Below are 21,528 nucleotides of genomic sequence, written 5' to 3'. Positions count from 1 at the left end.
GTTATGGGACAGACGCTCACGGAAAAAATTCTCGACGACCATCTCGTCGAAGGGGAACTCACCCCCGGCGAGGAGATCGGTATCGAGATCGACCAGGTGCTCACACAGGACACGACGGGAACGCTCGTCTGGCTGCAGTTCGAGGCGCTTGGACTCGAAGAGGTCCAGACGGAGCTGGCCGCGCAGTACTGCGACCACCAGACCTACCAGTTCGACTTCAAGAACACGGACGACCACCGCTTCCTCCGCTCGGCGGCCGGTACCTTCGGCGCGCACTTCTCGCGCCCGGGCAACGGTATCTGCCACAACGTCCACAAGGAGAACTTCGCCGCGCCCGGCAAGACGATGCTTGGCTCGGACTCGCACACGCCCACGCCCGGTGGGCTGGGTGAACTCGCCATCGGCTCGGGCGGGCTCGACGTCGCCGTCGCGATGGGTGGCGGCGCCTACTACATCGAGATGCCCGAGGTCGTCAACGTCCGCCTCGAAGGCGAACTGCCCGAGTGGGGCACCGCCAAGGACGTCATCCTCGAGCTGCTCCGCCGGCTGACGGTCAAGGGCGGCGTCGGCAAGGTGCTCGAATACACCGGTCCCGGCGTCGAGACGCTGACCGTCCCCGAGCGGACCACCATCACCAACATGGGGACCGAACTCGGTGCGACCTCCTCTATCTTCCCGACCGACGAGAACACGAAAGACTACCTCAGCCGACTCGACCGCGAGGACGAGTACGTCGAAATCGGCCCCGACGAGGACGCCGAGTACGCCGACGAGATCGTCGTCGACCTCTCGGAGATCGAACCGCTCATCGCCAAGCCCTCCATGCCGGACAACGTCGTCCCGGTCAGCGAGGTCGAGGGCGTCGACGTCGACCAGGTGATGATCGGCTCCTGTACCAACGGCGCCTACGAGGACATCCTCCCCGGCGCGAAGATGCTCGAGGGCCGCAACATCGACAAGACGACCGAAATGATTGTCGCCCCCGGCTCCAAGCAGGCCTCCGAGATGCTGGCCCGCGAGGGCTGGACCGCGGAGATGATGGCCGCCGGCGTCAACTTCTCGGAAGCGACGTGTGGTGCCTGTATCGGTATCGGCCACGTCCCCGCCAGCGACTCGGTGTCGCTGCGGACCTTCAACCGCAACTTCGAGGGCCGCTCGGGTATCGAGGACGACAACGTCTACCTCTGTTCGCCGGAGGTCGCCACCGCGGCGGCCATCAAGGGCGAAATCGTCGACCCGCGCGACCTCGCCGACGAACTCGGCGACCTCGAGGCCCCCGGCCTGGAGATGCCCGACCAGTACATCGGCAACTCCGAATCGGACCTCATCGCCCCCGACGAGGCCGTCGACGACGAGCTCATCAAGGGCCCGAACATCGCCGATGTGCCGCTGAAAGACCCCCTGGAGACCGAAGTCGGCGGTGAGACCCTCCTGAAGATGGAGGACAACATCACCACCGACCACATCATGCCGGCCACGCAGGACATCCTGATGTACCGGTCGAACATCCCGAAGCTCTCGGAGTTCACGCTCTCGCGAATCGACGATACGTTCGCCCAGCGCGCGCTGGACGCCGACGGCGGCGTGCTGGTCGCCGGCGAAAACTACGGCCAGGGCTCCTCCCGCGAGCACGCGGCGCTCTGTCCGATGTATCTGGGCATCGAAGCGGTCTGTGCCCAGAGCTTCGCCCGCATCCACAAGGCGAACCTGTTCAACTTCGGTATCGTCCCGCTCGAAATCGACGCCGAAACCTACGAGAAGATCGAGCAGGGCGACGACATCCAGATCGTCGACGATGTCGCCGAGGCCGTCCGCTCGGGCAAAGAGGAGTTCACCATCTCCATCAACGGTGACTGGGAAGCGAGCGCCACGCTCGACGCCTCCGAGCGAGAGCGCGAGATCCTCGCCGCCGGCGGGAAGCTCACCCACACGAAGATGCAGCACGACGAGGGCGGCGCCGCGCCTGCCGACGACTAGAGAGACTTCGAGCGCAGCGAGAAGTCTCTTACAGGTCGAGCGGGGAACGAAGTGACCCGCGAGACGAGCGAGGTCGCGAAGCGACCTCGGATACCCGAGCGGCGAAGCCGCGAGGGTTCGGAGACTCCGAACTCAGTTTTCTTTTGCAGAGTCCGTGAGCGTCTGCGCTGTCGAGAGACAGCAACTATTTGTAACTTAGTTTGGGAGATGACCGCATGTCCGGCCAATCTTTCGGCGAGTTTGTCAACGAGTGGCAGACGGGCGCCGTCCTGGTCCTCGCCAGCGCGATTGTCGGCTTCGTAACCGGGTCGATAGCTGCCGGCGATGGCCAGTATCTGTTCGGTCTCCTCGGGTTTGCCGCCGGTGCGGTGGGAACGTTTCTGGCACTCTCGTATCTACTGTACGGCCGCTGATTGCTGTGGCCGTGAGCGAGTGGAACGCCATCGGCGTTCCCGAGCGAAGATGGGGGAGGGCAGGCTGATGACAGCATCCGAGCGAGCAAAGCGAGCTAGGTTCGACCGCAGCGCGCGGACTAACGCGCCGCTTTGCGGCGCGGCAGGAGCACGCAGCGATTTTTCCCCACGTTTTTGCCCGAGCGAGCGCCGCGAAGCGGCGCGAGCGACGGTGCAAAAAGTGGTCTCAGATGGAGAGAAACTGCGACACCATCCACTTCGTGAAGGTGCCCGTCACCCCGCCAATCCAGGACAGCAACACGAAGTGGAGGTAGGTGTTGGCCTTGTGGCCGCCGTCGATGGTTCGAATCATCAGGGCCGACAGCATGGCCGAGAACATGATGATGACGACGAGCAGGAACTCGATGAGTGGGATGTTGTAGACGCTGGTGTTGATGAGGGAGTTGACGTCCAGTCGGCTGCCGGCATTGAGGTCTAAGGACATATCGGCGAGGATGTTGACGACCTGGAGGCCGATGAAGAAAGCGAAGGTGGAGGCGGCGGTAATTCCGTACAGCAGGCCGACCATCGTCGTGGTCGCCTGGTTGCGCTTCTGGCGCAACTGGAGCACCTGGTTCATGTTGGCGGCGATGAGTTCACCGAGCTGTTTGGGCGAGCCACCCATCTCGCGGCCGATGAGGTACATCTCCGAGAACGTCTGGATGAGATAGGAGCGACAGTCGGCGGTGAAAAAGCGCCACGCGGCGGTCGGTTCGATACGCATGTTGAGTCGCTTATAGAGGTCGTCGATGTTGGGGGTCAGCGCCCCGAAGTCCTTCTTGCGGAGGGTGCGAAGCACCTGGCCGGTGGTCGACTGTTTCGCGCCCTCGGTCGCGCCGAGCGCGCGGATGAAGCTCGGATAGGCCTCGTCGCGGCTCTTGACCCGCTGTTCTTCCTGCCGGAAGACGATGCCGGGGATTATCATCGGTGTGATGGGGACGACGGCGTAAAACGGCAGGGGGACCGAATCGAGGAAGAAGAAGATGTCCTCGAGCGCGATGGGCGAGACGCCGAACATCCCGCCGACCGTGACGAACAGCAAGACCGCCGAGAGCCCGACACCCACGTACATCGATTTGTCGAGGCGCTCCTCGATGGGCGAGGGGTACTCCTCGGGGTGGAACCACACCGGGTCGTAGGGCGCCATCGACCGGATGGCGAGATAGAACCCGGACTGGACGAAGATGTACATCACGATGACGGCGCTGACGGTCATCGTCGGGTTCGTCCCCGTAAGCACCGGCAGGACGACGGCGAAGACCAGCGCGAACGTCATCGAGAGGACCATCGAGAGGTAGAGGTCCTTCATGACCTCCAGACTGTCGAGCGAGGAGCGATAGACCGTCGTGTAGTGCTGGATGATCTGCTCTTGCTCTGAGAGCAGATAGTCCTCCAGGGACTGCCCGGCCCCGAGCGTGTAGGCGAGTCGGTCGAGGAAATCGGCGAAGGCCTCGCTTGGCACCTGCTTTGCGCGGCGGCGGCAGGCGTCGTCTAAGCTCTGGTTCCACGTGTCGACCAGCTGGACGATGCGGTGCATCTCCATGGCGAGTTCGCCGTACTCGTCTTCCTGGGCCAGCGTGCGGAACACCTCCATGCGGTCGATCTTCGTCGTCGACAGCACCGTCATGTGGGTAATCATGAGGTGAAAGCGGTTGTTGAGCTCGCGCTTGCGCTGTGAGAGCAGTATCTTCGGGTAGAAGATAGCGGAGGTCATCGCCAGGAAGCCAAGCATCGGGATGGGCGCCCGGACCATCATCGGCAGGTCGAGCAGGACGGCTGCCACCGCCGAGAGGAGGAAGAACACGATGGAGGGGATCAGGATAAAGAAGAGGTACCGCTCCAGGGGAATCGTCATCTGGCGGTACGACTCGACGAGCCCCTGGATGGTCTCGGTAATCGTCAGTTCGATGCCGCTGTCTGCTTCGCTCTGGGCCATGGTCAGTCGGGCCGGGAGATGTTGAACGGAATCCCTTCGACGCCGTCGCGCTGGAAGTCCGAGATGAAGTCGTTGACCTCGTGGTAGCCGGTGATACCCTCCTGGATGGCGCGTTCGATCATGTCGGCGCGAAAGCGGAGGTCGTCGTAGATGTCACGCGTGTCCTCGTAGCCAAGCAGCGTCGCGATCTGCTCTTCGAGGACGAAGGAGTTGTTCATCCCCTGGAAGACGATCTCGTCCTCGACGGGGTCCCAGTTGAACACCTGCCGGGTGACGACGCCGTCCATCTCCTTGGAGTACCCCTCGATTTCCTGAACGGACGTCACACGGCGCAGGACCTTATCGCCCTGCTTGACGCGGTTCTGGAACAGCGCCACGTCGGCGACGTCCATGAACGTCTCTGGGACGTTGATGGGTTCGCCGGTAAAGCGCTGGATCATCGAGACGATGTCGCTCGCGTGGAAGGTCAGCATCACCGGGTGACCGGTCTGGGCGGCCTGGAACGCCATCCGCCCCTCTTCACCACGAACCTCACCCACGATGATGTAGTCGGGGCGGGAACGCAACGCGGCGGCGACGAGGTCGAACATGTCGATGCTCGTCCCCTCGTCCTCGCCCTCACGGGTCAGGAGCTGCTGCCACGTGTTGTGCGGGGGCAGCACCTCTGCGGTGTCCTCCGCGGTGTATATCTTGGCGTCGTCGGGGATGAACGAGGTGATGGCGTTCAGCGTCGTCGTCTTCCCCGAGGCGGTCTCGCCCACGACGAAGACGGTCTGCTCGTTCTCCAGACAGAGCCAGAGATACGCCGCCAGTTCGGGCGAGAGGGTCATCCACTTCGTAATCTGGAAGATGGAGAGGGGAATCTCGTCGCCCTGCCGGATGGTGAGCGAGGGGCCCTTGAGGCTCACGTCGTCGGAGTAGATGAGGTTCAGGCGGGAGCCGTCAGGCAGGGTCGAGTCGACGATGGGGTCCGAGTCGGAAACGGGGTCGCCCATCCGCTCGCCCATGTTGCGCAGCCACTGGTCGAAGGCCTCCTCGCTTTGCCACTCGACGGTCGTCTCCAGCATTCCGTAGACGCCGTGGTCGACGTGGCACTCGCTGCGGCCGATAACGTGAATGTCCTCATTGGCTGGGTCACGCATCACCGGTTCGAGCGGGCCGAGCCCGACGATGTCGCGGTTGAGTCGGTAGAGGATGTTCTCGTAGGTCGACTGGGTCACCTCGACGCTGCCGACGTCGGTGATGTTCTGGAGCCGCGTGAGGACGCCGCTGTCGCTATCCTCGTTGCGGATGCGGGTGGTCTCCTGAAGGAGTTCCTCGATCCGGTCGTCGTATTCGGATTCGCTCTCGGGGGCGGGCTTGTTGACGCTCTTCTGGAGCAGTCGGTTACGCACCTTGTCGAAGACCACGCCCTCGTCCTCGTCCAGTTCCGGTTCGATGGCGTAGTACTTTGTGTCCTGGCCGATGTCGCCGTAGACGTGACAGAAGATGGGGCCCCCGACCGGATAGAGGACGTTGGGCCGGTCGGACTCGTACTCGCCGTCGGCCTCGTCGATGAGCATCGGGAACTCCCCGGTAATCTGCTTGAACTTCTTGAGGTGGTCCCGCAGGTGGGGCCGCCGGGCTGCAATCTGGCGCAGTTCGTCCGATGGTTTCGCACGTCCGTGGTCGGTCATAGCTTGATCTCTCCCTAGGCGACGCTCCGCGATTCGATGACGATACCAGTGCCCGACCGCACCGAGAAGCCGACGGTGTCACCCACCTGCTCGCCCATGCCGGCAAAGCGCAGGACGTTGATCTGGCGGCGAGTGTCGTTGCCGACCTCTATCATCTCGAGTTCGATGAACACGTCGGCGATGGCGCGGAACGGGCCGATGGCCTCCTCGTCCAGCGTCGACGGGTCGACGGTTATCATGATGCACTTGCCCTCCGAGATGATGTCACGGAAGTACGAGATGATCTCCAGCGCGGCCTGGCGCTCGTCGTTCTGGCGGACCAGGGCCTCGAACTTGGGGTCGTTGCGCAGGATAGCGTCGAAGGTGTCGATGACGATGACGTCTGCATCCCACATCACCTCGGCCTCCATGAGCCGGCGGAGTAGCTCCTTGCGCTCCTGTTTCTCGTCGCCGCCGGAGAACGTGTTCGAGTCCCCGATGTCGGCGTGGAGAAACAGGACGTTCTCGTCTAAGATGTGGTCGACCATGTCGTAGGACAGCGAGTGCATCTGGTCGAGGAAGCTCCCGACGGTGAGTTCGGTCGAGAGGTAGGTCACGTCGTGGCCCTCCTCGCAGAGCCCGTAGGTGAACCGCTGGCTCATTGCGGACTTGCCGGCCCCGTAGTCACCCTCGACGAGGATGATACTGCCCGGCGGGATACCGCCACCCAGTTCCTTGTTCAGTCGGTCGTGGTCGTCCAGTCCAAGCGAGAACAGGTCAGTACTTGCGATGCTCATGTTCGGAATTCAAACACCTCCTGATCACCGTTGACGGTGAGCTGGACCCGGTGGTCCTCATCGAGCGCCAGCGACCGCTGGATGTCCAGCCGGACGACGGTGCCGGGCTGCCAGTCACCGTCACCGTCGGCCCGGGTCACCGTGTAGTCGGTGACGAACTGGCCGTTGACGAGGACGTCTAGCTCGCCGGGTTCGGCGGCTAACCGCTCTGTGCCGGTGTTTTTCACGTACAGCGTGATGGTCGCCGACGTGCTGTTGTAGATAGCGTCGCTCCCGCTGTCCGATATCACCTCCACGTCGGTTCGGACGTCGCTGCTGACGTCGAACCCTTGCTCGGAGATGGCGCCGCTCAGCTGGCCGATACTGTCGGTGAACACGCCGGCGACGCTCGCGGCGATCATCATCGAGGCGATAAACAGGATGAGATGCGACGCAGAGACGCTCGCCACGTCAGACCACCTCCGTCGCGGCGACGCCGGGTCCGGTGACGATTTTCACGGCGCTGGGCGTCGTGTCGACTGTCGTGTTGATCGCCAGCGTCTCCCGCGGGAGCCAGAGATCCGTCCCCGTCTCGCCCTCAACGGCCGTCCGGTAGCCCGTCTGGTAGCTGTTGTCGACGAGGACGTCGACGTCACTGACGGCGAGCTCCGTCGAACCGGTGTTCTCGACGGTCACGTTCAGGTAGTTCGAGGTCACGTTGTAGTTCACAGTGGTAATCTCTATTTCGGTGTTCGTCCGTTCGAGCTGTTGGTCGGAGCGGTCCTCGCGGGCGTCGTTGACCATCTCGGTGCTGTTTGCCGCCGCCGAGTAGAACATCCCGAAGCCGATAAAGGCGGCCACGAAGATGAGGGCAGCCGAGCCGCTAACGCTGAATCCCATCCGAGCCACCTCCCACGAGCTTCGAGAGCGCGACGGCCTCCGCGCCGCTGTCCTCGTCGAGTTGCGAGATGTAGCGCAGGCTCTCGGTGTGGTGGTCGATGGTGAGACCGTCACCCGAATCAGCCACGTCGTCGAATCCCCGCAGGTAGTCCGCGAGGTCGTCGGCCACGTCGGCGTCGATCCAGCCGATGGTCTCGTAGTAGTCGATCGCACGGGACGTCTCGCGGTAGCCGGCCTGGCTCGTCAGGAACTCCAGCCACTCGATGATTATCAGGTCCGCCGCAAAGCCCTCCGGCATCGTCGAGAGGTAGGGTTTGCCGTCGTCGCTCTCGGCGTCCGTGTCCGAGGTGGCGTCAGTCGCCGGCTCGGGCTCGGGCTCAGCCACAGGCTCTGGCTCCGGTTCGGGTTCCGGTTCGGGTTCCGGCTCGGGTGCAGCCGCGGGTTCTGGTTCGGGCTCTGGCTCCGGTTCGGGCTCAGGCTCAGGCTCCGCTTCGACAGCGTCCATCCCGTCGGCAGCAGCCTCCTCGCCCTCGTCCTCGATGACCTCGTCGAAGAGGTCGTCGTCTTCGAGACCGCCATCGTCGGCGTCGAAGCCCCCGCCGTCGAGCATATCGTCGTCGCCGTCGTCGTCCAGCAACTCCTCGTCGTCCTCCAGCAGGTCTTCGCCGTCGCCGTCGGCCCACTCCGCGTCGCCCGACTCGTACTCGTCTTTCAGCTCCGCGAAGGATTTGCCGCCGTCAGAGTCCCCGTCGTCGCTGTCCTCCTCGTCCATCCCGAGCCCGTCGTCCATACTCATGTCGTCTTCCTCCTCGAACTCCTCGTCGAACTCACCGCCGTCGTCCTCGAAACCGTCGTCGAGGTCGTCACCAAACATATCGTCGCCCTCGTCCAGGGACATCTCGTCGTCCATCGCCATCCCGTCGTCCTCGACGAGGTCCTCGTCGAAGAACCCCTCAGCGTCGGCTGAGGCGACGTCGTCGTCGATGTCCTCGCCCTCGTCGTCGTCCCCGTCGTCGTCGAAGAGGCCAAAGGAGCCATCGCCCATACCCCCACCGCCCATACCGGCGTCGACGTCGTCGGCGAAGGGGTTCACGCCGCGCGTGACCATCTCGTAGATGTCAAGCAGCTTCCGGACGTTCTCTTGGACTTCGTCGACGGATTCGGAGATGGACTCGTTTTCCGTCCGGACGGTGTTGACCGTCGAGGAGAGGCTCCCGACCTCGTTTTCCAGTTCGTCGAGCCGGTGTTCAAGCTCGTCGGTGTCGGGACCGGTGGCGTCCTCCATGTCGCCGAACTCGTCGTCGCCGAACCCACCCATGTCGTCGTCGCCGTCGAGGCCGCCCAGCCCACCGAGGTCGTCGCCGCCGTCGCCGCCGTCGTCGCCCATCAGCCCGCCACCGCCCATCTCGTCACCGCCACCGCTGTCGTCGTCGCTCTCGTCGTCCGACATGATCGAGTCGAACATGTTCTTGATGCTCATCCCGACCAGGCCCCCGGAGAGCAGCACAACGAGCGCTGGGACCAGCGCGGCCACGTCCGGAGCGAGTGCCTGTAGCGTCGGCACGAGAGCGAAACTACTCATCGTCTATAACGATTCCTGCAGATACCCTTGAATATTCCGTCTAGCTTATCATGGTTGATAACAAAACCGTTAGTTAAACTCCTTGGGTTGTTAAATCAAGTAACTTTTTGCTGGATTGGCGATACCAGCCACCGTTTCGACTGGAGATGTGCCGATAGAGCGTCTGAGAGTCGCGCTCGAAGCAGACACACGACTGCCATCCGTCTGACGCGACACGGCGCTCGACAGTGGGCCCCAGTTTCAGTCGCGGAAATCAGAGAACGACCGACTCGGTGTTTGCGCTCTTGACGACGAGATCGCCGGAGTCTGCTTCCAGCCTGAGCGACCGGCCGTGGTCCCCACCGACGTCCTCGCCGGCGATGGGGATGTCGAACTCCGAGAGCGTCGCTCGAACCTGGTCGAGGTTGCGCGACCCGATAGAGGAGCCGTTCTCCGAGAAGTCAAGCATATCGCTGCCGCCGGCGATCTTGGCCTGCATGGTCTCCGCCGAGGCGCCGACGGCCTCGAGCGCCTCGACCAGTTCGGTGACGCCAGTGTCGGCGAACTTCGCCCGGTTGCCCCCCTCGACGTCCTCGGCAGTGGGCAGCATGATGTGGACCAGTCCGGCAGCACCCGTCGGCTCGTCGTACAGCGCGATACCGATACAGGAGCCCAGGCCGCTGGTCGTCAACACCGCCGAGTCGGTCGTCACCTCGTACTCCGCGATGCCGACTTTCAATCGCTCGGGCTTGGCCTCCTCGCCCGACTCCGTCTGGCTGCCGTCGTAGACTTTCATTATTCGAATATCTGTTCGACGTCGGCCTCGGTCTCGTCGGCCCGGTCGACGTCCAGGTCGTCGAGCGCCGCCCGAAGTTCCTGTTCGTTCGGGAGCGCGTGTATCTCCGCGCTGAACTCGATATCGTCGGTCTGCATCTTCGAGTCGATGATAAAGGCGTGCTCCTGGTGCTGGCCGACCTGTGCCGCAAGCGGGTCCACGATGGCCCGGCCCATGTCGTGGACGAGTTTCGGCGGCGTGTGGTCGACTGACGTCTGGAGGACGTTCGCCCAGCCGTCGACGAAGCCGCTGGTCATGATGTTGCCTAGCTCCTCGATGGCGGCCTTGTGCTGGTCGTCAAGACCGTCGCCGTCCATCTCGACGGGCATCATCGCCTCGGCGACGTTGACGGCCGAGACCTCGTCAAAGAGCACCATGAGGTAGCCACTGGGGACGCCGGTGAACTCGACGACCGTGCCGACGTAAGTGTCGGTCCCGATCTGCTTTGGCACGTCCTCGATGGGCGCGAAGCTTATCTGGGTGACCTCGGCCTCCGTCGGAATCCCCGTCATCATCTCGACGTTGTCGGCGGCCTGCTGGGTCCCCTTCGTCGTCATCTCGTTGAACGTCTGGAGCTTGTCGATGGGGATAGCGTCGCCCTCGGTGTCGACGCTCTCGACCATCGCCTCGGCGAGCGGCTCGTACTCGGGGAGCATGTAGATGTAGAAGTTCACCGACTCACCGACCCACTCGATCTCGGATTTGAAGACGAACACCTGGCGGTGGTCGCCGGTCTCGGGGGCCTCAGGGAGCACCGCCGCGCCCGACTTCTCGATGTATTCGGGCGGCGAGTGGTCGATAGTCGAGTCCAGGTAGTCGGCCCAACCGTCGATGAAACCGCTCATCATGATGTTGCCGATCTCCTTGACGGCGCTCTGGGCCATCCCGGGGTCGTCGCTGGCGCCGGCCATCAACGCGTCGGCGATGGTGTCGGCCGACTCGGCGTCGAAGACCAGAACCGTGTCGCCCTCCAGGACGCCCTCGTACTCGAACTGCACGCCGACGAAGTCTCGCCCCGCGAGGTCCTCACCGATGTCGGCGCGGTCAAGCAGCGTGATCTTGGTCACGTCGACGACGGCGTCGATGCCGGTCATCTGGGCCAGCGACTGGGTGGCCTGCTTGGCCCCTTCGTGGGCGAGCTGGTTGAACGTGCCGAGCGACTGGATATCGACGTTCATCTATGAGGGGACGACGTCCTCGATAGCCTCCATCACGCTGGGTTTCTGGAAGGGTTTGGTGATGTAGCCGTCGGCGCCGGCCTTGACCGCCTCTTTCATCTTCTCTTCCTGGCCGACACTGGTGCACATGATGACGTTCGCGTTCGGGTTCGAGTCCTTGATCTCGCTCGTCGCCTCGATACCGTCCCGGATGGGCATCACGATGTCCATCATCACCAGGTCCGGGGTCTGTTCCTTGTACACTTCGACCGCTTCGACGCCGTTCTCGACTTCCCCGACGATAGTGTGGTCCTCTTCGAGGATCTCCCGCAGGAGGTTCCGCATGAACTCCGAGTCGTCGGCAATCAGTACGTCTGGCATGACCGCTACTACCGTCATGACCGGGATAAATGTGACCCGTAAATTATCGCGTGTGATACCACCGACTGCGACCGGTTGAACAAGTCGTGCCGTCGACACGAGGGGCCACAATGGCACCCCGAACGACCGACCGTCGCTACAGCTTCGCGCCGTCGCGCTCTTCGATGGCGTCAATGAGGTCCGCGATGGAGTCGTCGGGACTGAGACCGGTCGAGCGGGCCAGCGTCTTGATGCTGCCGGGCGGGTACTTCACCGGGACGTTCGACTCCGAGAGCAGGATACCGAGCACGTCCTGGACGTCCGTCGAGCCGTCCATCTGGCGGCCGTACCAGAGCATGAGCGTCTCGAAGACGGTGACGATGTCGTTTGAGGTGAGCCGCTGCTGGTCGACCTCGCCGTCGAACTTCGCGGTCACGTCGAAGCCGTAGCGGGCGTTCGAGTCGGCCATCTGCTCTGCGAGCCACTCGTGGACGTTGCCATCGGTGAACTCCGGGGTCTGGGGTTCCGACGGGGGCTCGGGGTCCGGCTCCGGCATCGACGGCGTGCCGCCGTAGCTGTCGTCGTCGTCGCGCACGTCCGGCGAGACGACGTATCGACCCTCGTCGATCTGGGTGACGTGTTCGTCGTCTCCGAGCTCGAGCTCTTCGGGGGAGAGAATCTTGCCGTCTTCCGGATTCGGTTCGTCGGGCCCCCGGCTCATGTACTACAGTGTGTGAGGAAGCGGTATAATTCCGTCGCTGGTCGAGGTCGAGAACGAAAAAGAGAGGCGCGCAGGCTTAGAGGGTGACCGAGTCGGCACCAGACAGCGTCTCGGGAACGACCAGTCGGATCTCGGTGTTCCCACCGGACTGGGTGTTCAGCTGGATCGTCGCCGTGTCACCTTCCGCCAGACCGTAGTCGTCGATAATCGCGCTGGTGTTGAGCGTGATTCGGGCCCGGTCGGCCGGATCGTTCAGAACTGGTGAGCCATCCACTATCGACTCGCCGCCCTCGTCCTGAACCGTGCTGACACTGAACCTCGTATCGTTCGCAGCGCCGTCTAGATACGTCAGGTCAGTCGAGCCACTGGAGTGGACGAACTGGAGCGTCGTCGTGCTCAGGTCGATGTTGTTCGCCCCGGGGGCTTTCTTCACCGTGAGATTGACTGTGCTGACGTTGCCGTCAGCGCTACCGTTATCAGCCACGACACCGACCGAACTCACTTCCTGCAGTCGGTTGGTCACTTGGTCGCTACTCTGCTGGCCGGTCTCCTCGGCACCGCTCTGGAGGAATCCTGCCGTGTTGATGAGGACACCCGCGGCAATGGCCGCCACCAGCACCATCGCGATGAACACGATGAGCGTGCCGATACCGACCTGCCCGCGGTCCTCGTCGTTACGTAATTTGTCGAACATTGGTAGTTCAGGTCTGTCTGACCCTATCAGAAGCTATCTTTCACCAGTAATAATACCTCTCCCCAAAATATCTTTGCTGATAACAAGCGTCTAGAGGCCTCTAGTTCCGTTTTATCCCCCGAGTGGGGAGAAACACCCAAGAGATACCCACGAGCGCGAGACCAGCCGCCCGGGCTTGCTGGGCGGTGCCGTCGCTGGTCGGAAGCTGAGAGCGTAAAAAGAGAGGCGCGCAGGCTTAGAGGGTGACCGAGTCGGCACCAGACAGCGTCTCGGGAACGACCAGTCGGATCTCGGTGTTCCCACCGGACTGGGTGTTCAGCTGGATCGTCGCCGTGTCACCCTCACTCAGTCCACCCTCGCCAACGATCTGGGAGGTGTTGAGCGTGATTCGGGCCCGGTCGGCCGGGTCGTTCAGAACTGGTGAGCCATCCACTATCGACTCGCCGCCCTCGTCTTGAACTGCAGAGACAGTGAACTCGGAGCTCTCATCTACATTCGAGGCGTTCTCCCGGTAGGTCATGTCAGTCGAGCCACTGGAGTGGACGAACTGGAGCGTCGTCGTGCTCAGGTCGATATTGTTCGCTCCGGGAGCCTTCTTGACGGTCATGTTGACCGTACTGACGTTGTTGTTCGAGACCGCACCGACCGAACTCACTTCCTGCAGTCGGTTGGTCACTTGGTCGCTACTCTGCTGTCCGGTCTCTTCGGCACCGCTCTGGAGGAATCCGGCCGTGTTGATGAGGACGCCCGCGGCAATGGCCGCCACCAGCACCATCGCGATGAACACGATGAGCGTGCCGATACCGACCTGCCCGCGGTCCTCGTCGTTACGTAATTTGTCGAACATTGGTAGTTCAGGTCTGTCTGACCCTATCAGAAGCTATCTTTCACCAGTAATAATACCTCTCCCCGAAATATCTTTGCTGATAACAAGGGTTTGAGGGTTTCTAGGTCGGTTTTTGAAGATAGAGTGAGTCACAACACCGACACGCAGCCGGCCTGCGAGCGGGTCCCGCAGAGCTAAGTGACACAGTACACATGGCAGCGGTCATCACCGTCTAGCACAGATTCGTCGAGCGGAGAGACCGGTGCGAGACACACGGTCTCACAGTTGGGCCCCGAGGCGGTCGTTCACTCGTAGGTCACGAGACTGTACATCACGAACAGGAAACCAAACGTCGTCAGACCGCTGTTGACCAGCAGGAGCGACCGAGCTCCGTCGAAATCGTTGATGAACGCGCTGATCATCGTCGCAGCGGCACCCGCAACCGCAAGCGAGAACCCGATCGACAGGTAGAGCATCGCCTGCCGTGACGTCTGGACGTACGCCCGCATCGCCATCCCGACCATGGTAAGTCCGGCGACGACGAACACGAGCGTCGAGATGGCGTAAATAAGTTCTATCATCGGCGCTAGACGGTGGTAAGCGAACACCTGTATTAAATCCACGCTCGCGAATATCCCTGCTGATAATCGGGTAGAAGCGGCTGATAATCGGTCGCAGGCGGCGGCTATCTGTCCGAGAGCGTCCGCCAGGCCTCGTCGAGTTTGTTCGTGACTTCGGAGCGTTCCTCGACGTTTATCGTCAGGCCGTCGTCGAAGTCTACCCGAACCTCGTCGACGTTGCGCCGGTAGACTTTGATGCGTCGGCGGTCGTCGGAGAGGATATTGTCGTGGAGTTCGAGCAGGTCGTGTTCGGTCAGTTCGTCAATCCGCCGATAGCACGTCGCGATTGGGATCTCGAGTTCGTCACTCAGGTCCTGTGCCGAGATGGGTTCGTCAGTCGCGTCGAGTATCTCGGCGCTATATTTGTTTCCCAGCGTCTGGAGAAGCTCCGCGGATGCCATCGTTATCAAAACATAAATTCAGACTTTAATAAAGCTATCGGCAATGATACTGGCCGGTTCGACCGGTGAAAGGATTTCTTCACAGACGCTTATTTCAATCGATAGAACGCTCTAGAGTGCCATTTCACGTCGTAATAACGCGTCAGATCGGCGATTCCTCTTCGCTCATCATCGAGAAGGCGCTTGCGTTCTGGTGGACTTTGATACCGCCCCAGTCGATCTCCATCGGATAGATGTCGGTCTCGATGTTCTGCTTGCGCATCTTGGCGACCCAGACGTACCGGCTGACACCGGAGTCGGTCGGGGTCTGGATGAGATAGATGTTCCCGTCGGTGAGATAGTTCTCCAGACCGATCTCGGTGTCGGGGAAGACGGCGCCCTGCTCGTTGGTCATCAGGGTCGTCAGCCCGTTCGCCCGGAGGATATCGGTGAGTTTCAGCAGGTACGTGCGTTTCTCCTTCTCGTTCTCGAAGAAGAGCTGGAACATCGCCAGCGAGTCCAACACGAGCCGGTCGTAGTCGTCGTCTTCGAGGTCGTCAAGGAGGATTTCCAGCGAGGAAGAGAAATCGTTCTCACGGAGCAGGACCTGCTTGTCGTACACCTTGATATCGCCGTTGTCGACGTACTCGGGCCACTTATCGAAGCCGATAGACTCGGCGGCCTCCCGGAGGTCTTTTTCGTTCTCCTCAAAGGAGAGGTAGATGCCTTTCTCGTCGAACATCTCCACGCCGTTGTAGATGTACTGGAGACAGAGTATCGACTTCCCGGCGCCGGGATTTCCGCTTATCAGCGTCGTGGAGTCTTTCACAATGCCGCCGTTGAGGATATCGTCGAGACCGTCGATGCCCGTTTTCGTTAGCTGTATCATATTGATCGGAGGTGGATACCTGTTGGTCGTTCGCTGTTGTTAAAAACTCTTGTTGCCCGACACGCTCGGGGGCGTCACTGGGCGCTGTGAACCATCGCCGGGTCGACCCAGATGACGAACTCGTCGTCGCGCTTGACGACGCCGCGGATCGACCCGGAGTCGTTTGCCGGGGACTGGTCTATCTGGTCCGGCGTCACTTGGACGACCTGGTACACTTCGTCGACGAGCCAGCCAGCCGCGCCCTGGTCCTGGACGATGTCGGGGTCGAAGACGATTATCCGCTGGCCGTCGCCGTCGTCGCGAATGCCGAAGACGGTCTTGGGGTCGACGATGGACGTCGTCCGTCCGCGCAAGTCCATCACGCCCTCGACGTGGGCCGGGGCGTTGGGGACCTGTGTCAGCTCTCCCACGTCGACTATCTCGGTGACGTAGCCGATACTGACACAGTAGGTCTCCTCGCCGAGCTTGAATTCGAGCACCTGGCCGGTTGTAGTTGACTGTGCGGACATAGCTGCTGGATATCTCAACCTGGTCGGTAGGTCTATAAAAGGCTGTGTGCTGGACTATCAACTTTGATTACGTGGGCGGAGTCTTTATTTTGGGCCGGTTGGGAGTTCCGCGTAGCTATGCAGATGTTCCGCCCACACACGAAACACAGCCCACAGGGGCCGAGCTGACGATGCCCGGTGGGACGCGTGCAGTGGTGGCCGACGACTCTCATTTCATGCGGAGTGTCATCTCGGACATCCTCGAGGAGGGGGGTATCGAGGTCGCCACGGAGGCCAAAAACGGCCGGGAGGCCGTCGAGGCCGTCCTCACGCACGAGCCAGACGTCGTGACGATGGACGTCGAGATGCCGGAGATGAACGGCATCGAGGCCACCGAGATGATCATGGCCGAGCGGCCGACGCCCGTCCTCATGCTGTCCGCGCACACGGACGAGAACGCGGACGTGACCTTCGAAGCGCTCGACAAGGGGGCGGTTGATTTCTTCCGGAAACCGGGCGGCGAGGTGTCCATGGAGATGTCGCGGCTGAAAGACCAGCTCGTCGAAATCGTCACCTCGGTCGCAAAGGTCGACGTCGGGAAGCGGGGGACGCGGTCCGCACCGTCCCGAGCCGGCGGTCAAGCGAGTGGGGCCGGGACCCAGGGCCGGTCGTACGTCGGCGACCCGACGCTCGTCATCGGCTCCTCGACCGGCGGCCCGAAGATGGTCGAACAGGTGATGGCCGAACTCCCCAGGGAGGCGGACTTCCGGGTCCTCATCGTCCAGCACATGCCGGAGGGGTTCACCGGACGGTTCTCCGAGCGCATCGACAACCGGAGCGACTACGACGTGCGGGAGGCGGCAGATGGCGACCGGCTCGGCGGGGGCGAGGCACTCGTCGCCGCCGGCGACCGCCACATGGAGGTGAAGAACTACCGGAACGGCCGGCTCCGGGTGAAGCTGACCGAGGACCCGCCCGAAAACAGCGTCCGGCCGGCTGTCGACGTGACGATGCGGACGGCCGCAGACGTCGTCGACGACCCGCTCGTCGGTGTCATCCTCACCGGGATGGGCGGCGACGGGGCCGACGGCATCGTGCGGATGAAAGACGCGGGCGCACGCACCATCGCACAGGACGAAGCCACGTCCGCCGTGTACGGGATGCCAAAGCGAGCAGTCGAGACCGGCTGCGTGGACAACGTGTTGCCCATCGAGGAGATCCCGAGTGGGATTCTCGACACGATAACGACCGAGGTGACCTCATAATGGACGACCAGTACCTAGACGCATTCATTCGGGAGAGCGAGGAAGCGATAACCGAGCTGAACAACTCCTTGCTCGACCTGGAATCGGACCCCGCCGACGAGGCGGCGATGGACTCCATCTTCCGCACCGCGCACACGCTGAAGGGGAACTTCGGCGCGATGGGCTTTGACGACGCGGCGAACCTCGCCCACGCGATGGAGGACCTGCTCGACGCCATGCGACAGGGCGAGATGGAAGTGAACCCGGACGTGATGGACCTCATCTTCGCCGGTGTCGACCAGATAGAGGTCATCGTCAACGAAATCGAGGCCGAGGGCGAGTCCACCACGAACTCCGACGAACTGGTGGCCCAGCTGCGGACCGTCCTCGAAGAGGGAGCCGATGCTGCCGGCGGTGACGGGTCGGCAGCGGCCGCCGAATCGGCGGACGACGACGGTGGCCCGGCTGCCGACGATATCGACCCCGATATCGACCCGGACGAGGCCGACGGGCGCGTGGTCCACGTGGCCGTCGACGTCGGCGACTCGGATATGCTGGGTGTGGACTCGATGCTGGCACTTGAGGCCGTCGAGGACGTCTTCGATATCCTCGCGTTCGAGCCGGACCGAGCGGACATCGAGGACGGCGAGTTCGAGGACACGTTCGACCTCTATCTCGACGCAAGCGACGCCGCGACGGTCGACGCCGAACTGGACGCTGTCGGCAAGGTCGAGCGCTTCACCGCGACGGACGTCACCGACAGCCTGTCCGCGGCGTCGCCCGACACCGACGGCGTAGCCGCGGCCGGAACGGGCGATGCGGGCGGGACAGCCGACAGCGGCGGCGAGGACGAACACAGCGTCGACGAGATAAAGTCGGTGCGCGTCGACGTCGACCAGCTCGACGACCTCCACGGGCTGGTCGAGCAGCTGGTGACCAGCCGCATCAAGCTGCGCCGGTCCGTCGAGACCGAGGACCTCGATTCCGCGGGCGAGACGCTCAACGAGCTGGACAAGATAACGGCGAACCTCCAGAACACGGTGATGGACATGCGGCTCATCCCGCTGAAGAAGGTCGTCGGGAAGTTCCCCCGGCTGGTCCGGGACCTCGCTCGCGAACTCGACAAGGACATCGACTTCGAGATAGAGGGCGAGGACATCGAGCTCGACCGCACGATTCTCACCGAGATCTCGGACCCGCTGATGCACATCCTGCGCAATTCGGTCGACCACGGCATCGAGTCGCCGGCCGAGCGAGAGGCCGCGGGCAAGGAGCCGACCGGCCACATCACCCTGCGCGCGTCCCGCGAGCGCGACCACGTCATCATCGAGGTCGAAGACGACGGCGCCGGCCTCGACGTCGAGGGCATCAAGAACAAAGCCATCGAGAAGGGCGTTCGCTCGCCCGAGGAGCTGGAGGCGATGGACGATTCGGCCATCTACGACCTCATCTTCCACCCGGGCTTCTCGACGGCCGACGAGGTGACCGATACGAGCGGGCGCGGGGTCGGGATGGACGTCGTCCACGACACCGTCACGCAACTGGACGGCTCGGTCAACGTCGACTCCACGCCGGGCGAGGGGACGACCGTCGCCCTGCGCCTGCCGGTGACGATGGCCATCGTCAAGGTGCTGTTCGTCGAGGTGGGCGACGAGGAGTACGGCGTCCCCATCAAGAACGTCGACGAGATTACGGCCACCTCCTCAGTCAAGCAGGTCAACGGGACCGAGGTCATCAAACACAACGACGACATCTACCCCGTCATCCACCTGGACGATACCTTCGACGTGCCCGGCGAGACGGCAAACGGCGACGGAATGTTGGTCCGTATTCGGGAGTCCGAGCGCCAGGTCGCCTTGCACTGTGACTCGGTCAACAGCCAGGAGGAGGTCGTGGTCAAACCCCTGGAGGGCATCCTCTCTGGAACCCCGGGACTGTCGGGAACCGCGGTGCTGGGCGACGGCAACATCGTCCACATCCTCGACGTGGTGACCCTATGAGCGCCGATAACAGACAGTTCCAGCGCCTGCTCGGCTTCATCGAGTCCGAGATGGACTTCGAGTCGGGCTTCTACAACGACGCCTACCTCGACCGGCGGATTACGGCGCGGATGCGCCGGACCGACACCGACAGCTACCAGTCCTACAAGCAGCTGCTCCAGCGCGAAGACGAGGAGCGCGAGGCGCTGCTCGACTCGCTGTCTATCAACGTCACCGGGTTCTTCCGGAACCCCGAAGCCTGGGAGGCGCTGCGACCGGTGTTGCGGGACCTGACCGAGAACAACCGCCAGGTGCGACTCTGGTCGGCCCCCAGCGCGGACGGCCGCGAGCCGTACTCGGCGGCGATGCTCGCGCTCGACGACGACGATATCAACGCTCGACGGGTCGAAATACTCGGGACCGATATCAACGCCGACATCCTGAAGGCGGCCCGGAAGGCGACCTACGAGACCTCCCACACCACCGATATCGCCGAGGAGCTCGCGCCGCTTTCCGACTACGCGAAGTACGTCGAGGAAGAGGGCAACACCTTCCGCGTCAAAGACAACGTCACCAAGATGGTCACGTTCGAGCAACACGACCTCATCCGCGGCCGGGCCAAGCGGGACTTCGACCTCGTCTTCTGTCGGAACCTGCTCATCTACATCGACGCCGAGTTCAAGGTGCCCATCTTCGAGACCATCCGCGACTCGCTCAAGCAGGGCGGCTATCTAATGATCGGGATGACCGAGACCCTGCCCGCGGAGTGTCGCGACGCATTCGAGCCGGTCGATAAGCAACACCGTATCTACCGTCGGGTATGAGCCTCTACGAACTCGAACGCGACGGGGACGTCCAGGAGCTCATCCGCGTGTTGCGCGAGAGCGACAAAGAGCGAGTACAGCTCCGGGCCGCCCAACTCCTCGGGAACTTCCCCGACCACGACGACCGGCGGGACGTGGTCAACGCGCTGGTGGGCGCGGCCGAAAGCGACAGCGATGCGGTGACCGCGGCGGCCATCGACTCGCTAGACGAACTGGGCGGCAACGCTATCGAGCAGCTCATCGGGAGCATGGCCGGGGTCGACCTCGACGCGGACGCCGCCGACTGGGTGAAAGCCAAGGCGTTCATGCAGGCCCTGGACGCGGAGGTCCCCGAGCTGCGGATGGCCGCCGCGAACGGGCTGGGCCGGCTGGAACAGGCAGACAGCGTCCCGAAGCTCACCGAGCGGTTCGAGGACTCGGACCCGCGAGTCCGGGCCCGAGCGGCCCGCTCGGCCGGGAAGATAGGGGACTCACGGGCGACCAACCCGCTGGAGTCGCTACTTTCGGACCCGAAAGGCGCTGTCCGGCGGGAGGCCGCGGAGGCGCTCGGTAACATCGGGAACCGACAGGCGCTGCAGACCCTGTTGCCGATGTACGAAGACGACAACGAGCAGGTCCGACGCATCGCCGTCGGCGCCTTCGGTAACTTCGAGAACGACAAGCCCGTCGACTACCTCGTCGAGGCGCTCTCGGATGACTCGGCCGCGGTTCGCCGGACCGCCGTCTACTCGCTCATCGAACTGCTGTCGAACGTCCCGAGCGACCGGAGCCACGACATCCGCGAGACGGTCGTCGAGAAGCTCTCGAGCGAAGACGACCAGAGCGTCGTCGTCCCGCTGGTCGAAATCCTAGAGGAGAGCACACAGGCCGCCCAGCGGCGCAACACCGCCTGGCTGCTCGGTCGCGTCGCCGGCGACGACGGGCGCAGTCGAGTCCTCGACTCGCTGGTCGAGGCGCTGAAAGACGACGACCAGATGCTCCGCCAGTTCGCCGCCACCAGCCTGGCCGAGCTGGGCGGCGAGGACAACATGGTCGAGCGGCGGCTGCTGAAACTCCTCGAGGACGACGGCGTCGACCCGCAGGTGAAGGGGCAAGCGATATTCACGCTCGGGAAGGTCGGCGGCGAGCGGTCCCGGAAGACACTGGATAAACTCATCGACGACGCGGAACACGACATCGTCCGGAAGAAGGCCTTCTCGGCCATCTCGAAACTCGGAGGGCGGATATGACCGAGCGAGAGCGCGCGGGCCCGTC

The 21,528-nt window shown here is 63.0% G+C and carries 22 protein-coding genes; 6 read left to right on the top strand and 16 right to left on the bottom strand.

Annotated features, from left to right (window positions below; genetic code table 11):
- The first annotated feature begins 3 nt into the window (after positions 1 to 3).
- Positions 4 to 1,977 carry an aconitate hydratase gene (locus tag P1K32_RS09615; RefSeq protein WP_276249518.1) on the top strand — a complete coding sequence of 658 codons (1,974 nt, stop codon included), beginning with the start codon at positions 4 to 6 and terminating at the stop codon, positions 1,975 to 1,977.
- Positions 1,978 to 2,192: 215 nt separating this feature from the next.
- Positions 2,193 to 2,390 carry a DUF8144 family membrane protein gene (locus P1K32_RS09610; protein WP_276249517.1) on the top strand — a complete coding sequence of 66 codons (198 nt, stop codon included), beginning with the start codon at positions 2,193 to 2,195 and terminating at the stop codon, positions 2,388 to 2,390.
- 226 nt (positions 2,391 to 2,616) lie between these two features.
- Here P1K32_RS09610 and flaJ read toward each other — a convergent pair whose 3' ends face one another.
- From flaJ to P1K32_RS09530, 16 genes are all read right to left on the bottom strand, one after another.
- A complete protein-coding gene (gene flaJ / locus P1K32_RS09605; RefSeq protein ID WP_276249516.1) occupies positions 2,617 to 4,365 on the bottom strand; it encodes an archaellar assembly protein FlaJ in 1,749 nt (582 codons plus the stop codon).
- 2 nt (positions 4,366 to 4,367) lie between these two features.
- On the bottom strand, positions 4,368 to 6,041 hold the full coding sequence (locus P1K32_RS09600; protein ID WP_276249515.1) for a type II/IV secretion system ATPase subunit: 1,674 nt from the start codon (positions 6,039 to 6,041) through the stop codon (positions 4,368 to 4,370).
- Positions 6,042 to 6,055: 14 nt separating this feature from the next.
- The gene (arlH, locus tag P1K32_RS09595; RefSeq protein ID WP_276249514.1) at positions 6,056 to 6,817 is read right to left on the bottom strand and encodes an archaellum protein ArlH; all 762 of its coding nucleotides are present in this window, start codon (positions 6,815 to 6,817) and stop codon (positions 6,056 to 6,058) included.
- Positions 6,814 to 7,266 carry an archaellum stator protein ArlG gene (arlG, locus tag P1K32_RS09590; RefSeq protein ID WP_276249513.1) on the bottom strand — a complete coding sequence of 151 codons (453 nt, stop codon included), beginning with the start codon at positions 7,264 to 7,266 and terminating at the stop codon, positions 6,814 to 6,816. Before arlG ends, arlH begins: the two co-directional genes overlap by 4 nt.
- A 1-nt stretch (position 7,267) precedes the next feature.
- A complete protein-coding gene (gene arlF / locus P1K32_RS09585; protein WP_276249512.1) occupies positions 7,268 to 7,696 on the bottom strand; it encodes an archaellum stator protein ArlF in 429 nt (142 codons plus the stop codon).
- On the bottom strand, positions 7,680 to 9,278 hold the full coding sequence (locus P1K32_RS09580; protein ID WP_276249511.1) for a FlaD/FlaE family flagellar protein: 1,599 nt from the start codon (positions 9,276 to 9,278) through the stop codon (positions 7,680 to 7,682). The genes arlF and P1K32_RS09580 overlap by 17 nt, the downstream gene beginning before the upstream one ends.
- Before the next feature lie 253 nt (positions 9,279 to 9,531).
- Positions 9,532 to 10,053 (bottom strand): chemotaxis protein CheD, encoded by a 522-nt coding sequence (locus P1K32_RS09575; RefSeq protein ID WP_276249510.1) that lies wholly within the window; start codon positions 10,051 to 10,053, stop codon positions 9,532 to 9,534.
- Positions 10,053 to 11,270, bottom strand: coding sequence for a chemotaxis protein CheC (locus P1K32_RS09570; RefSeq protein ID WP_276249509.1), 1,218 nt, complete (start codon positions 11,268 to 11,270; stop codon positions 10,053 to 10,055). Before P1K32_RS09570 ends, P1K32_RS09575 begins: the two co-directional genes overlap by 1 nt.
- Positions 11,271 to 11,630: a chemotaxis protein CheY gene (cheY, locus tag P1K32_RS09565; RefSeq protein WP_276249508.1), complete on the bottom strand. Its 360-nt coding sequence runs from the start codon at positions 11,628 to 11,630 to the stop codon at positions 11,271 to 11,273.
- 136 nt (positions 11,631 to 11,766) lie between these two features.
- Positions 11,767 to 12,330 carry a DUF7500 family protein gene (locus P1K32_RS09560; RefSeq protein WP_276249507.1) on the bottom strand — a complete coding sequence of 188 codons (564 nt, stop codon included), beginning with the start codon at positions 12,328 to 12,330 and terminating at the stop codon, positions 11,767 to 11,769.
- A gap of 76 nt (positions 12,331 to 12,406) precedes the next feature.
- Positions 12,407 to 13,024: an archaellin/type IV pilin N-terminal domain-containing protein gene (locus P1K32_RS09555; RefSeq protein ID WP_276249506.1), complete on the bottom strand. Its 618-nt coding sequence runs from the start codon at positions 13,022 to 13,024 to the stop codon at positions 12,407 to 12,409.
- Positions 13,025 to 13,259: 235 nt separating this feature from the next.
- Positions 13,260 to 13,871 (bottom strand): archaellin/type IV pilin N-terminal domain-containing protein, encoded by a 612-nt coding sequence (locus tag P1K32_RS09550; protein WP_276249505.1) that lies wholly within the window; start codon positions 13,869 to 13,871, stop codon positions 13,260 to 13,262.
- A gap of 284 nt (positions 13,872 to 14,155) precedes the next feature.
- Complete coding sequence (locus P1K32_RS09545) at positions 14,156 to 14,431, bottom strand: DUF7521 family protein (protein WP_220588634.1); 276 nt, start codon at positions 14,429 to 14,431, stop codon at positions 14,156 to 14,158.
- Positions 14,432 to 14,535: 104 nt separating this feature from the next.
- Positions 14,536 to 14,871: a helix-turn-helix domain-containing protein gene (locus P1K32_RS09540; protein WP_276249504.1), complete on the bottom strand. Its 336-nt coding sequence runs from the start codon at positions 14,869 to 14,871 to the stop codon at positions 14,536 to 14,538.
- Between the two features lie 142 nt (positions 14,872 to 15,013).
- Positions 15,014 to 15,739: an RAD55 family ATPase gene (locus P1K32_RS09535; RefSeq protein WP_276249503.1), complete on the bottom strand. Its 726-nt coding sequence runs from the start codon at positions 15,737 to 15,739 to the stop codon at positions 15,014 to 15,016.
- Between the two features lie 74 nt (positions 15,740 to 15,813).
- Positions 15,814 to 16,248, bottom strand: a complete 435-nt coding sequence (locus P1K32_RS09530) for a chemotaxis protein CheW (RefSeq protein WP_276249502.1) — start codon at positions 16,246 to 16,248, stop codon at positions 15,814 to 15,816.
- Positions 16,249 to 16,418: 170 nt separating this feature from the next.
- On the opposite strand from P1K32_RS09530, the gene P1K32_RS09525 reads away from it, so the two are divergent.
- Genes P1K32_RS09525 through P1K32_RS09510 form a run of 4 tightly spaced genes read left to right on the top strand, consistent with a single transcriptional unit; the run spans position 16,419 to position 21,503 of the window.
- Positions 16,419 to 17,492: a protein-glutamate methylesterase/protein-glutamine glutaminase gene (locus tag P1K32_RS09525; RefSeq protein ID WP_276249501.1), complete on the top strand. Its 1,074-nt coding sequence runs from the start codon at positions 16,419 to 16,421 to the stop codon at positions 17,490 to 17,492.
- A complete protein-coding gene (gene cheA / locus P1K32_RS09520) occupies positions 17,492 to 19,471 on the top strand; it encodes a chemotaxis protein CheA (protein WP_276249500.1) in 1,980 nt (659 codons plus the stop codon). Before P1K32_RS09525 ends, cheA begins: the two co-directional genes overlap by 1 nt.
- Positions 19,468 to 20,274, top strand: a complete 807-nt coding sequence (locus tag P1K32_RS09515) for a CheR family methyltransferase (RefSeq protein ID WP_276249499.1) — start codon at positions 19,468 to 19,470, stop codon at positions 20,272 to 20,274. Before cheA ends, P1K32_RS09515 begins: the two co-directional genes overlap by 4 nt.
- Positions 20,271 to 21,503: a HEAT repeat domain-containing protein gene (locus P1K32_RS09510; RefSeq protein ID WP_276249498.1), complete on the top strand. Its 1,233-nt coding sequence runs from the start codon at positions 20,271 to 20,273 to the stop codon at positions 21,501 to 21,503. Before P1K32_RS09515 ends, P1K32_RS09510 begins: the two co-directional genes overlap by 4 nt.
- Positions 21,504 to 21,528 lie beyond the last annotated feature (25 nt).

The sequence above is a fragment of the Haloarcula rara genome, assembly GCF_029338235.1.
Classification (GTDB): domain Archaea; phylum Halobacteriota; class Halobacteria; order Halobacteriales; family Haloarculaceae; genus Haloarcula; species Haloarcula rara.
Note: the sequence above shows the minus strand (reverse complement) of the source record. Positions and strands in the feature narration are given on the sequence as shown.